The sequence below is a fragment of the Mucilaginibacter mallensis genome (assembly GCF_900105165.1).
Lineage (GTDB): Bacteria > Bacteroidota > Bacteroidia > Sphingobacteriales > Sphingobacteriaceae > Mucilaginibacter > Mucilaginibacter mallensis.
The window spans coordinates 1,774,730-1,789,524 of the sequence record NZ_LT629740.1 but is presented as its reverse complement, the minus strand read 5'-3'; the positions used below and the strand labels follow the sequence as shown (position 1 = coordinate 1,789,524).

The following is a 14,795-nucleotide window of genomic DNA, read 5'->3' as shown; positions in this document are numbered from 1 at the left end:
TAATGCTTAGGTTTTAATTTTCAGGTATGGCTATTTCCAGCAGGTTTATTTTGCCTTTCGGCGAACAATTAAGCACACCCAGCACAGCCGGAATGAGCATTACATCGCCTTTAGTAATGAGATAATCGGTACCATCATAATGCACCGCCCCTTCCCCATCCACGCATACCAGTATACGAGGTACATCTTCAGCCCCTACTGAAAACTGATCTTCAGTTTGGATGCGCCATAAAATAAAATGTTCGTTATTAAATAACTGCTCACGCAGTATCGGGAGGGCCGATTCAATTTTTGGTTTTACCGGCTCAACATCGGTGATATTAAAATCGATACAGGCAATGGCTTTATCTACATCAAGCTCTCGTGGTTTACCTGTTTTTGCATCAACCCTGTCCCAATCATACAAACGGTAAGTGGTATCGCTGTTTTCCTGTACCTCAAATACTACAACATCGGCCAAAGTGTGTACAGTACCTGAATGGATGAACACGGCATCGCCATCTTTTGGTGTAAAATTGTGGATATAATCGGCAACTTTATGTACTGCAAGCGCTTTGCGTAAGTCTTCGGCATTTGTACCTGGTTTTAACCCGGAATATACGAGCGCTTTTTTGCCTGTTTCTAAAACTACCCATGCTTCCGTCTTTCCGGTATCGCCCGGCGGGATATATTCCTTTTGATCGTCGGACGGGTGTACCTGTATCGATAGCACTTCCTTACAATCCAAAAACTTCAGCAATAAAGGAAAACGATCAAACGTTGAGGCAAGTTTACCCATGATATTCTCAGGGTATTGCGCAAAAAGTTGGGTTAAAGTATAGCCCTGGTATAAGCCGTTGGTAACTACGCTGGCATGGTCGTCCCTGTCGCTCAATATCCAGGCTTCGCCTACCGGGCCTTGGGGCAATGGTTCTTTAAGTAGACCGGCCAGTCGCCTGCCTCCCCATAACCTGTATTGGTATATTGGTTTAAATAGTAAAGGGTGTAATGTTATATCGTTCATGGTTATAATAAATATAGCCGCTTGCAGTTAATATATTGCAGCTTGTTTACCCATAACACGCATAGTACTATTATGTTGATGTATTTTAATAATAATACATTCAAATTGCTTAAACAGGTGATTAAACCTTTTACAATTTGAATTGTCTATTATACATCGGCACGTTAATTGCCTTATTGTTATAGATTATGAAAAGGTTAAATAGAAATATCATTATGTTAGGCTTAAGCGGACTGTTATGTCTGTTTTTTGCCGTTCCCGCCAGTGCACAGCACGGACATGGCGGTGGTGGTGGCGGTCATTCCGGTGGTGGTGGCGGCAGTGGTCATTTTAGTGGTGGCGGTGGCGGTCACTTTAGTGGTGGTGGCGGTGCACACTTTAGCGGTGGTGGCAGAGCAACCTATTCAGGCGGCAATAGAGCAGCTTATTCAGGTGGCAATCGCGCTTATGCAGGTAGGGGTGCTTATGCAGGCGGCAACCGTGCCTACGCAGGCCATGGCGTTTATGCCGGAAGAGGCAGTGTAACGGCTTACAGAGGTGGAGCATACAGAGGCGGATATTATGGCCGGGGTGGTTACCGTGGCGGATATTACGGACGTGGCTATGGTGGCTATTACCATGGGTACGGCTATCGCGGCAGGTTTGGTTACGGTGGTTATTATTACCACGGTGGCTTTTATGGCAGCCTATATGGCCCGCGCATTGGTTTTAGTATAGGATTTTTACCTTTCGGATATTATCCGTTTTATTGGGGTGACTACCAATACTATTACAGCAATGGCTTCTACTATCAATATAATAACGACCAGTACACTGTAGTTGAGCCACCTGTAGGCGCACAAATAAATACACTGCCATCAAACGCGCAATCAATTGTAATTAACGGGCAACAGTATTATGAAACCAATGGCGTTTATTATGTAGCTATTACTAAAGATGATGGCTCATTAGCTTACGAAATTGCCGGTAAAGACGGAGAGCTGAATACAGATGGACAACAAGGTGTTGGCCAGGATAATGGCACTCCTCCACCAGCTAATGGTGATTATGACCAGGGAAGCAGCGCTGCTCCGGCTCCAACAGGCATTAGCAGGGCAAACGTTCAGATAGGTGATCTTGTACCAAAATTACCACCTGATTCAAGAGGTGTTACGGTTAACGGCACACGCATGTTTGTAACCCCTGATGACATTTATTACCAGGAAACCCGTGATAACAACAATCACAAAGCATATAAAGTAGTTGGCCTACCATCTGATGGGCCTCAATAATAATATCAGCTTAATCAGCTAACAAAAAAGGGTAAGATTTTTCAATCCTACCCTTTTTTGTTGAACAATATTCGGTTTACATTTTTGCCATATCAATCATATTGCTTACCGCGCTAACCACCGCATCGTTTGATCCGTCATAGCCGATGTGTTTAAAGCGGATATTGCCGTTACCATCAATAATAAACTTGGTAGGTATCCCTTCAACCTTAAACTGGCCTATAACCTTTGCCTGCTGCCCTGATTGATCCTTTTCATCAACCAGCACATCAAATGTGTATTTATTATCGCCTATAAACTTTTTAACCTTAGGCAGGTAATCATCTCCATTTTCCCAGGCATCAATAAACAGGAATTTTACATTAGGATCGTTCTTATATTTATTTACCGCTATCTGCATGCCCGGCATTGAAGCTTTGCATGGACCACACCAGGTTGCCCAAAAATCAACTATTACAGTTTTCCCCTTCAGGCTGGCCAATGATACAGGGTTGCCATCCAGATCTTTTAATGTAAAGGCAGGTGCGGGTATGTCAATCATTTCTTTAGCCAATGCCTCTTTAGCTTTTTGGTTTGCCACCGCATTTATTTGCGCCATATAGGTATCAAAGCCTTGGTCGCTGCCGTTTTTATGCAGGTAGCATTTTTTCAACGCATCGTTGAGGCCTGTAGTTGCCTTGCCGTCTTTAATAGTTGCTTCAATTATTGCCGTTGCTTTGGTGTAATCACCGTTAGCCATCAACAGCAGTGCATAATGTTCCGTTATATCAGCATCGAGCGTGCTCCTTTCCCAAACAGGCGCTTCTAATTTTAAGGCCCCGGCATAGTCTTTACCTTCTTTATATAATATAAATGCGTAGGTATCGGTATAAGAATCCAGGCTCTCCTTGTTACGTGCCTTAAGTTCATCCGCCGTCAAAAAGTTTTTTGATACAGGATGATTGATCCGCGCAGTTATGGAATCAATCGTTTCCTTCGATAATTCTTCCGCCTCAGGCAAATGCTTACCAGCTACAGCCCAATCATATGCTACAGAATTGAAACTACCATCTAAATCGCTAGTATTAACTATCTCTTTTTTGTATTGACGATATTTTTCAAGGTTTTCAGCTTTCAAATATCCTAATGTTAGAAAAACTGTCATGTACTGCGTTACTGATTTAATGGCATGGCTATCTTTACTATACAATTGATATATGGAATCTCTTTTAGCCAGGTTGGTTGTTGTAAAAAACTCATTTTCCAAAGCATACCTGGCAATATTGCCATTTGGATATTTCAATTTACCTATAGCAGTAAGAGAATCAGCTGCTTTGCTTTTATACTCTGCTCCCAATAAGGTAATTGCCAAAAACATACTACCTTCAGTACCCGAATTTTCTAATGAATCGATGGCCTTATTAACCAGCGCGCGTTTTGCTGGGTCTGATGACCTGGCCATGAAAGCATAATTGGGCATTTTAGGCGATTTACCTTTTGCCTGCAATTCAGTTTCTTTTTGATAATCAGCCGTGGCCTCAGCCATATCCGGGGTAACATCCAGTTGTTTTCCTATCTGATAAACATACGCCTTTGCATTATAAGCCCCCTTAATAGGTTTTTGATCTTTATAGATCACATATACATAACCTTTGCCGTTGTTGTTATCTATAACCGTATCGCGCAGCACTTTTATAACAAATGCCTTTGCTGAGTCATTTACGGTTACTTCGCCCTGCCATAATTTGCCGCTTTGTTTTAAAGCGATCTCATCAACAGGAAAGTTTTTATTATCGATATAATATACCCTGGCTTTAAGCGAATCTTTATCGTTTAAAGAGGTACCCTCGGCATTATAGTTAATGGTTAGTTTTTTACCGGCTTCGGGATACTGGGTTAATAAGGTAAGTGGTGTTTTATCCTGCGCATTACCGGCATGAGCAAGTAGTAAGGCGGGTAAAAGCGCTAACAACTTTATGGTTTTCATATATTTAAGGTTAGAACCTAAATATATAAGTTATACCTGAGTATATTTTGGAATAACAAAATATTTACACGCAGATTAAAAGGCATAAAAAAAGGGACAGCCCTCTTGTAGCAATCCCCTCTTTATAATTAACTGAACTTTTATTACTTAGTTCTTAACGCTCTTTTTAGCTGGAACTAAAGGTAAAATAATAACAGCTAATAAAATGGCAACTTCTAATACTACTAACATGACTTTAATTTTTTTAATTTTTTAATAAATATGATTTAATATCTCTTTTAGAAAAAATATTACTCTTCCAGTTATACCTTGTCTCAGGTTTAGGATGTAAGAACAATCTTTAATTTTCCTGATGTGGTATTGTCTAATTCTATGCCACTGTGAAATATATTTTTTTCGGGCCTGATAGAGAAAAAACAGAATTTATTAAATTTTATAATTCACCTGAAAAAACGGGATTTAATGAAAAAATATCGCCGATTTTGGATTTGGAGGCTGAAAAAACGACTCAAAAAAAAATATTTTGCCATTTTGGGATCAAAAAGAAATTTTCAGACGCCAAAAGTTGAATTTGAATCGATTTTATCGATTTTAGAAATGAATTAAGATTTTGTTTTTTTGCTAGGGCACATGACCTTTAAAATATCGGAGCATTTTGCAAAACATGATCTGTAAAATACAGGCTACTGCGTTATTTGAAATAAATATTATCCGAAAAGAAATATTTGTCAATTTGGCAGCAAACATGACACCAACCTAACTACTGACAAAATGACCAGAAAAAAGACTGCCAAAACCTGCCAAAATCCCGTCAAACTTCTTAAACAGAATATTATTAGGCAACGACACTCAAAATCACCCTATGCCAAATTGCGATTTCAGCATTAAAGGGGCTTAAATATTGCAATTGTTGTATAAATAAGCGAACATTAAGAATTTGGCCTCTTAGACTATTAATTAACCGGCATTGGTAAGGTAAAACAAGTTTCATCATTGGTTGATGTTACTGAAAGTTTGCCTTTGTGTTCAACAGCTATTTGAGAAGTAATGTATAACCCCAGACCAAGCCCTGCTGCCCTCGTTTAACCTCTCTACGCGAATAGGGCTGGAACAGGCGTGCCATTGCAGATGCCGGAATTACCAGTTAATAGCTATAAAGGCATAACAAACCAAAATGTAGAACCTTTGCCCACTTCACTATCAATATTTATCCGGCTATGGTGCTGCCTGATGATATCTGACGATATATACAAACCTAACCCCAAACCGGCATACCGCTGTGAATTTTCATCAACCCTGTAAAAGCGGTCGAATATTAATGGCACATTATCAGCAGGGATACCTATACCAAAATCGGTAATTGCTATTTTTATACCCTCAGCTACTTTTTCCACATGTATAATTACCTTATCGCTTCCTGGTGAATATTTAATGGCATTAGCAACCAGGTTTATAATAACCTGCTCCAGTCTGTTTTTATCAGCATGCAACCTTATACCTTTTTCGCCCTTAATAATTATCCGGTGTTCCTGTGCGCTACTCTGCAATTCATCGGCACATTCCGCAATCAATTCATCCAATAAAAAATCAGCCTTTCTAAGCACCAATTTTCCTGATTGTATTTTAGTAACATCAAGCAGATCTTTTATTAATTCGGTAAGCTTATCAACCTGCTTAATGGCTTTTTGAATAAATGAATCAACTGTTTTTATGTCACCTCCCCTAAGAGCGGCACGTTCAATTATTTGCAATGCCCCTTTAAGGCTTGTTATGGGTGTTTTTAATTCATGGCTGGCTATACTGATAAATTCGTCCTTTTTTCGTAATAATTCAACTGTAGCCTCATCAGTTAATTTTTGAATGGTGACATCCAATAATGTACCAATGAAACGTATGGCCACACCTTGCTCATTAAAATAAGCCCTGCCTTTTGCTTTCAGCCATTTAGTTTTGTTATCAATAGGCCGTGTTTTATATTCTATATCAAAATCGCCTGAGCTATTATTAAGCAATGTTTCCTTTATCCGTTCTTCCAGGTGAGCACGATCATCCGGATGAGTCATTTCAATAAAAGAAGAAAGATTTATTTGGGCCGTTGCAGGCAATCCAAATATTTCCCTGCAACGTTTATCGCCGATAAATTCTTTTGTTTGCGGGTTATAATCCCAGGTTCCCAAACCAGCGGAATCAACTGCGGCTTTTAATCTATCTTTACTTTCAGCTAATAAACGCCCCGCCTCGGCCAGGCCCTGCTCTACCTTACGTTTATCGGTTATGTCTTCTATTGCGAGTAATATCAACTGCTCGCCATTTATATTATCAATTTGCCGGTCGTTAAGGCACATGATCTTTTTACCGATATGCGGAAACACGTGAGTAACTTCAAAATCTTCTGATCTTTGCTTTTCCGGCAGAACTTTTTCTAACAGCTCCCGTAACCTAGGAATATCCCATTGATGGTTTCCCAAATCATATATATATAATCCTTCGGTTTCCTTTTCTGTAGTTTTAAATTTATTATAAAACCCGCCGGTAGCCCGCTTTATGCGGAGGTCTTTATCAAGTATCAGCAATGGATCACGAATAGTATTAACAATACCTTCGGTATATAAACGGGCATTATTGATCTGATCATTCCTGCTTAATAATTCCTTATTAACGATCATGATCTCCTCGTTGGTGCTTTGCAGCTCCTCTTTGGATGTTTCCAATTCTTCGTTAAGGCTTTGTAATTCTTCACTGCCCGATAACAGTTCCTCATTAGCGCTTTGCAGCTCCTCATTGGCCGTTTCCTGCTCTTCAGTAATAGCACGCATGTCTGCCCTCGCCTGCATCAACTCTTTTTCTAATTGATCAATACGTAGCTCGTTTTCATTATACACCACATTTTCAGGAGGGTATATGTAATCGACCGGCATTTGCTGAATACCTGTTGACGAGGCATTTTGAAAAACTATAAGATAGTAAGGCTCCGGTGTATCCCTTAGCGGAGCCGCTTGTATATTTACATAGTGCTGCAAACCGTTCAGCTTAAAAAATACTGCAAATTTGCGGGCAGCCTGGTTTGTTTTTTTTGCCAGATGCAAAATATTGCGCAGCTCAAACGCCAGCCCTTCGCGGGCCATTTTTATCACATTGTATGATGGCCGGCCCGTTGGGGGCACAAGCCATGTTTCTGTTGAGCCCCTGAACTGAACGATATCAAATTTTTCATTTACCAATACGCCGGGCGGCATAAAATTGGCCAGCATTGCCTCATCGGCAATTTTAAAAACATCCTTATTGGTACTTTCTTTTTGTACGCCTTTATCAATCTCCCTGAAAGATAGCTCTCTCCCGGTGGAGGCTACACTCATGAAACGGCCGACAGGACCTTTTCTACGGTATATTTTTTCAACGCTGTTATAACTGGCAAACAAGTCTGTACTGTGGCCAACGGTTTCAGACTTACCAAGCATCAGGTAACCTTCTTCATTAAGTGAATAATGGAAAGTAGTTAGCGCCCTTTTTTGTAACACAGGTTCAAGATATATCATCACATTCCGGCAACTCACCAAATCTATCTTTGAGAACGGTGGATCTTTAAGCAGGTTATGCTGGGCAAATACACACATATCGCGTACGGCTTTACTCACCTGGTAATTACCATCAACCTTAACAAAAAACTGCTGTAGCCGCGATGAAGAAACATCAATCAGCTCTGTAGGCCGGTAAATTCCTGTACGTGCCTTAGCAATAGCTATTTCTGAAATATCAGTAGCGAAGATCTGGATCTTCATAGCAGTGGCTTTATCGCCAAGTTCCTCCTGCAAACATATTGCTATGGAATAAGCTTCCTCGCCAGTGGCACAACCGGCCACCCAGATCCTCAGCGGTTCATTAATACTCTTTTTATTAACCAATGCCGGCAACAACGTGCTACATAGGATTTCGAAGCTTTGCGTATCACGAAAAAAGTTGGTAACTGAGATCAGCATATCGTTATACAAAGCGTCCTGTTCAGCCTTGTTCTCCCGTAAAAATGCGAGGTAATCATTGGGCCTTTCCGCTTTACTAAGCGCCATGCGGCGGATAATACGGCGTTTTAAGGTACTTTGCTTATAGTAGGTAAAATCAACACCGCGACGAACGCGTAAAACGGTAAGTATCTGTTTAAAGATCTCCTCATCCTGTTGTGGAACTGTATCATCTATTTGCTGCTTTGAATAATCCTCATGAAAAGGGTAATTTATAGCGATCAGGCGTTCAGCAATTTTATTGGGTGGCAAAACAAAATCAACCACACCTGCATTAATAGCACTTTTGGGCATACTATCAAACGCAGCCGAACCTTCATCCTGGGCAAAGGTGAGTCCTCCGTATGATTTAATTACCTGCAAGCCGGCTGTACCGTCATTTAACGCGCCGGATAATACCACGCCTACTGCATAACTTTGGTGTACCACGCCCAACGATGAAAAGAAAAGGTCAATGGTATTACTTTTTTTATTGATCTTATCTAAAGGCGCCAGTTTAAGTACGCCGTCGGTAGCGGTAACTACTTTATTTTGAGGGATGATATATAAATTATCGGGGTCAAGATGAATATTATCTGTGATCTGATGAACCGGAAACGGGGCCACCCGTTGAAGCAACTCTGGCAAAATACTGGTGTGCTCAGGACTTAAATGCTGAACAAAAACGTAAGCCATACCCGATTTTGCAGGGAGCGCCTGTAAAAATGACTTTACTGCATCTAATCCTCCTGCAGAGGCACCAATGCCAACAACAGGAAATTGCAGATTGGGTGGGTCTGCTTGTTTTATTTTAGCCATTATTAACGGGTAGTGAAATAGACGTGAAGTTTCTTGATGTCTATTGGATATAAGCATTATGTAGCAAAAAGGTTTTAATTCACGCTTTATACTAATCCTAATCAATAATAAGCAAATAGTTTTATTAGTTGCGGGTTTATAAAAATTAAAAAAGGACAAACTCCATATGTTTTTTTATCAAAAAATGAACTGTTGCTTATATAACGAAGCATAATGTATATTTATGCTAATTTTACCGGTGTAGTTCGTTATTAGCCTGGCAACTATTGTTTGTGCACTTTATCATAATTTATGAAAACATCTATCAAAAAAGTCCTGTTAAAAACGCTTAAAATAAGCGGCATTGTACTGGGCAGTATTATACTGCTTATGTTTTTGCTGCCATACCTTTTCCCGCAAACGGTAACCAGCAAAATAAAAGGGTGGATAAATGGTAACATAAACGGCAATATCTCCTTTTCGGGCACCAGCCTGTCGTTCTTTAAAAAGTTCCCGGCGTTAACACTTACTTTGTATGATGTTAACCTGGAAGGGAGCGCTCCATTTCAGAAGGATACATTAATAGCAGCCAAGGAATTATCACTGGGGATTGATCTTTCATCACTATTTAGAAGTAAGATCAACATTGATAAAATATTCCTGAACAAAGCCTTTATTAATATACAGGTTGATAGCGCAGGCAGGGCAAACTACAGTATTTATAAACCATCACAACCAAGTACCGCTTCATCAGATACCAGCGGCGCATCATTAGGCATCGACCAGATATTGATTGAGGATAGTCATCTTATATATAATGACCTGTCTATCCCCACAAAGATCAATGCCCGCAATTTCAATTATTCAGGCAGCGGGGATTTGAGTAAGGATGTTTTCACGCTGTATTCACATACGGATATTGGGTCGATAGATTTTTATTATGGCAATGAGCCTTATGTGTTATCGAAAAAAGTAAATGCCGACCTGGTGACTAATATCAACACCAAATCCCTGGCTTTTGAATTTCAAAAAAATGATTTGAAGATAAACCAGTTGCCGGTGCAGTTTAAAGGGCGCTTCGCGTTCATAAAAGATGGTTATGATATGGATTTCAAGATCGATTCGCATGAAACGAACCTGAATGATATTTTCACTGCTATGCCATCAGCTTATCTTAAAATGCTGGATAAAACCGATGTAAATGGCATTGGTGATATAAAGATAGCGTTAACCGGTAAATACATCGCCAAAGACAATATCAAGCCCGATTTCAGCATGAATTTAATGGTGAGGAACGGTTATGTATCCAACAAAAAAACACCATCCCCAGTGCGTAATTTGTATTTGAACATGGAAACCAAACTGCCGCATTTAAATATGGATAGCCTGTATGTTAATGTAGATTCTATCTATTTTAATATTGATAAAGATTACTTCAGCTCGGTAATACGGGTTAAAGGCGTAAAAAGCCCATATGTGTATGCCAAGGTAAATACAGAGATAGACCTCGGCAAATGGAACCGTGCCTTTGGCATAAAAGCTTTTGATGTAAGGGGCCGCTACACTATGCACTTACTAAGCGAAGGGCGTTATACAACAGGTATTGTTGTACGCAAAGGCCTCAGAAAGAAAGTAATTGATACGGTGATCACCAGTGTGCCTAAATTCAGTATGCAATCGTCATTTAAGGATGGTTATTTTAAATATGCATCGCTGCCGGAGGCTATAAATAACATCAGCTTTAACATGAAGGCCGATTGCCCCGATCATAACTATAAGCACCTGAGCATGAGCGTAGACAACCTGTACGCTACAGCCCTAACTAATTATATAAAAGGATATTTTAAATTAGGTAATGCCGGTACCTTCCCGATGGATGCTAAAATAGAGACCAAGTTCCATTTTGCAGACCTGAAAAAGTTTTATCCGGCCACCGACAGTTTAATTGATATTAAAGGCGACCTGGATGCCAATATGCAGATAAAAGGGAACTACATCGCTGCCCAAAAGAAATTCCCGGTTATGGTGGCCAACATCAGCATGAAGAATGGCTCTATAAAAACCAAATACTACCCTCACCCTATCAGCAATATACAGGTTAACACTACTATTATTAACCGTACAGGTACATTAAACGGGATGAAAGTCTTTATTAAGCCGATATCATTTGAGTTTGAGGGTGAGCCATTCTTCCTCAAGGCCAGTCTGAATAATTTTGCAGATGTGGATTATAATATTAACTCGCAGGGCACTATAAATATTGGCAGAATTTACAAAGTATTTGCTATAAAAGGCTATAATGTAAATGGCGCGGTTACCGCTAATGTCTCGCTCAAAGGCAAACAAAGCGACGCGGTGACAGGGCATTATGATAAATTGAGTAATTCAGGGACGCTTAAGGTTAAGGATATATCGCTTACAACGGAAATGTTCCCCAAGCCATTTTATATAACCAAGGGCGTTTTCAGCTTTAACCAGGATAAAATGAACTTTGATGCCTTTACAGCTAAATATGGCAACTCAACGCTTGTACTAAACGGTGCGTTATCAAATGTGATAAACTATGCTATTAAGCCGGGATCAGTATTAAAAGGCGACTTTAACCTGAGTAGTGACCTGATCACGGTTGATGATTTTATGGTTTTCGCGGGCACGCCTGATGCGCCTAAACCTAAGAGTGCGCCGTCGGGCGTAATAATGGTTCCCAAAAACCTGGACCTGAATTTTACCGCGTCTGTAAAGAAGATAAAATACCAAACCCTTACGCTTACTGATGCCAAAGGGCAAATGAGCATCAACAATGGCAATATCGACTTGAAAAGTACCGGGTTTACCATAATCGGCACGCCGGTAACTATGGACGCGACCTATACCAATACCAGTCCGCGGATGGCATTTTTTAATTACCACATAAACGCTAAGGACTTTGATATTAAGAAGGCTTATGACCACATCAAACTTTTCCACGATATGGTTACAACTGCGGCCTACGCGCAGGGCCTTGTTTCACTGGATTATCAAATAAGCGGCAAGCTGAACAACAATATGCAGCCGGTATACCCATCATTAAAAGGCGGTGGTACCTTATCGGCCAAGAAGATACAGCTACATGGCTATAAGCTGTTCGGCGCTATGGGCAAGGCTGCAAGTAAAGACAGTGTAAATAACAATGCCGATGTATCGCAGGTAAATATTAAAAGCACCATTGCCAATAACGTGATCACTATTGAACGCACCAAACTGCGCATGGCGGGCTTCAGGGCAAGGTTTGAGGGACAGGTGAACTTTGATAAGCAAATGGATATCAAATTCAGGCTGGGGCTACCGCCGCTCGGCATAATAGGGATCCCGATGAACATTACCGGAACACAGGATAAACCTATAGTAAAATTGGGCAACGGTAAGAAGGAAGGTACGGTTACTTCTACTACAGATGATTCGGGGGAATAGTAAGAGAATCAAGATATAAGAATCAGGAGTCAAGAAAAAAGATATTTCCCGTTAACATCGTAATATGAAGCTAAAGCTGTTTTATTCTATTTTATATTTTGTGTTAGCAACAAGCGTTGCAAATGCCCAGACAAACCCGGTTGATAAGGTAGTCGATTCCTGTATTAGAAAAAGAAATTTTAATGGCGCTGTTTTAATAGCCCGAAATGGTAAAATAGATTATATAAAATACACCGGTATAGCCAATCGGCATTATAATATCCCATTCTCGGATAAAATCAGATTTCAGATATTTTCCGTAACCAAAACGTTTACGGCTGTACTTATTATGCAACTGTATGAAGAAGGCAGGATCAACCTTGATTCAACCATCTCTGCTTATTATCCGGGATACAAAGGCGAAGCAGCGCACAAAGTTACGATCAGGAACTTGCTAACTTACAGCAGTGGCCGTTATTTAAAAGAAATGGACCTTAAGTTTATTCACGAAGCTTACGACCAAAATTTGTGGCCGGTTGATACCTTCATTACCCGGTATTGCTCTGAGAAATTAATAGACACACCGGGCACCAAATTCAATTATAGCAATGGCGATTATATCATATTGGGCAGAATAATTGAAAAAATTTATAAAGAGCCATTTGATGTGGTCTTGCGTAAAAAAATACTTACGCCTCTTAAAATGCTTAATACCAATTACTGGCACCATCAGGATATTGTGGCGAACCTGGATGAAGGGTATAACAATAAAGACGGCAGCGTAGACTCTTTGATCATGCCGACTTATCATTATATCGATAATCACTTTTCTGCAGGGGCGATGTACTCTACAGCGCAGGACCTTTTGATATTTGATCAGGCTATTTTTAATCATACCCTGCTTAAAAAATCGACCGTGGATGTTATGCTTACCTCCTACCCTAAACTTGGGGATGTGGCATTTGGTTTTTGGGTGTACCCCAAAAAGATAGGCGCCACAAATACCATTTTTGCAGAAAGACAAGGCGGGGGCTACGGTAACGAATCAAACTGGGTACACCTGATGGATAAAGGGGTAACGCTCATATTATTATCAAACACTGAAACTGCTGAGTTAAACAAGATGAGATTTGATGTATTGGGTGCTTATTTAAATGGTACCAAATAATACTATAAGCACACGGGGCACGCGTGCGCCAGCTTAGGGGTTTTAGAAACCGTCAGCCGAATTTAGCACAAATGTTCAATTAACCCCGTCAGCCCCCCATTGCGGCAATACCTAATATGTTTTGGCGATTGCATCGCCAGTCGCGTTACAAACGCTAACCCAGTTTAAGCACTCGTCATAGACGAGCGCAATTCAGTTGTTCCTATTTTTTCATCAATTTGTATCTTAAGTGCGTTGTTAACTCTGATGGTATTACCTCTACAATCTGAAGATCATATTTGTCTTTGTCAATGCCGTCAAACAATCGGATACCACTTCCTAAAAAAACAGGGGCAATGTGAATGAAAAATTCGTCTACAAGCCCTGCATTGAGAAATTGTTGAATAGTATCCGCACCACCTTGTATCCTTATATCCTTTCCTTTGGCTGATTGTCTTGCTTTTTCTAATGCGCTTTGTATTCCGTCATTGATGAAATAAAAAGTTGTTGTCCCTTTTTGAACCCAGGGTTCCCGTTTTTCGTGTGTCAGAACATAAACATCTGTTTTGTATAAATCTTCTTCCCAATGAACTTCGCCTTCTTCAAACATTCGCTTTCCCATAATGTAAGAACCTGTTCTTGCAAACACATCATCAATTAACTTACTATCTGCACCGTATTCTTCACCGCCTTCCATATTGATGTGTTTCCAAAAAGCTTTTTGTTTAAACATCCACATGTGGATTTTTGGTGAAACGCCGCCCATAGGGTTATCCGGACTCCTGTTATCGCCTGCGAAAAAGCCATCAAGTGATATTCCGCTATCAAAGATAATTTTGCTCATAATTTTTATTTATTGTTTCTCAAAGTTAATTTTTGTTAGTTGGTTTGATTGTTAACACCCATACAATTACATATAAATCAATTATTTATCCCTCTTTAAGAATATCTGCCGGATTGTTCCATAACGTCCAAACTTCTTCAATTGGGTCATTTGTTTCCGCCGTAACGGCGATAGTTAAATTAGGCATAATGCAATATATTTGATAAAACAAACATAAACACCGGGTACCAAAATTATCATGGTCAAAAAAGACAATATTTGGGGTGATTGAGGACAAAGTAAGGTTATACGGTCACCAAATTTAATATATAGTTGAGAAAAAGCCATACCCTAATTATGGAT

Annotated in this window: 7 protein-coding genes; 3 read left to right on the top strand and 4 right to left on the bottom strand. The window is 40.0% G+C overall.

Annotated elements, in window-relative coordinates:
* Positions 1–13: 13 nt before the first annotated feature.
* A complete protein-coding gene (locus BLU33_RS07230) occupies positions 14–1,003 on the bottom strand; it encodes a type I phosphomannose isomerase catalytic subunit (RefSeq protein WP_091370770.1) in 990 nt (329 codons plus the stop codon).
* Positions 1,004–1,191: 188 nt separating this feature from the next.
* Here BLU33_RS07230 and BLU33_RS07225 point away from each other — a divergent pair, with 188 nt between their 5' ends.
* A complete protein-coding gene (locus tag BLU33_RS07225) occupies positions 1,192–2,274 on the top strand; it encodes a DUF6515 family protein (RefSeq protein WP_091370768.1) in 1,083 nt (360 codons plus the stop codon).
* A gap of 76 nt (positions 2,275–2,350) precedes the next feature.
* Here the strand turns inward: BLU33_RS07225 and BLU33_RS07220 are convergent, their stop codons facing one another.
* Positions 2,351–4,240, bottom strand: a complete 1,890-nt coding sequence (locus BLU33_RS07220) for a TlpA family protein disulfide reductase (protein WP_091370766.1) — start codon at positions 4,238–4,240, stop codon at positions 2,351–2,353.
* 1,151 nt (positions 4,241–5,391) lie between these two features.
* Positions 5,392–9,054, bottom strand: coding sequence for a CheR family methyltransferase (locus BLU33_RS07210; protein WP_091370762.1), 3,663 nt, complete (start codon positions 9,052–9,054; stop codon positions 5,392–5,394).
* A 291-nt stretch (positions 9,055–9,345) separates the two neighbouring features.
* Here BLU33_RS07210 and BLU33_RS07205 point away from each other — a divergent pair, with 291 nt between their 5' ends.
* Together BLU33_RS07205 and BLU33_RS07200 are read left to right on the top strand one after the other, a co-directional pair.
* Complete coding sequence (locus tag BLU33_RS07205; RefSeq protein WP_091370760.1) at positions 9,346–12,483, top strand: AsmA family protein; 3,138 nt, start codon at positions 9,346–9,348, stop codon at positions 12,481–12,483.
* Positions 12,484–12,547: 64 nt separating this feature from the next.
* Positions 12,548–13,630 carry a serine hydrolase domain-containing protein gene (locus tag BLU33_RS07200; RefSeq protein WP_091370758.1) on the top strand — a complete coding sequence of 361 codons (1,083 nt, stop codon included), beginning with the start codon at positions 12,548–12,550 and terminating at the stop codon, positions 13,628–13,630.
* Positions 13,631–13,832: 202 nt separating this feature from the next.
* Here BLU33_RS07200 and BLU33_RS07195 read toward each other — a convergent pair whose 3' ends face one another.
* Entirely contained in the window at positions 13,833–14,453 is a 621-nt protein-coding gene (locus BLU33_RS07195) for a dihydrofolate reductase family protein (protein ID WP_091370757.1), read from the bottom strand.
* Positions 14,454–14,795 lie beyond the last annotated feature (342 nt).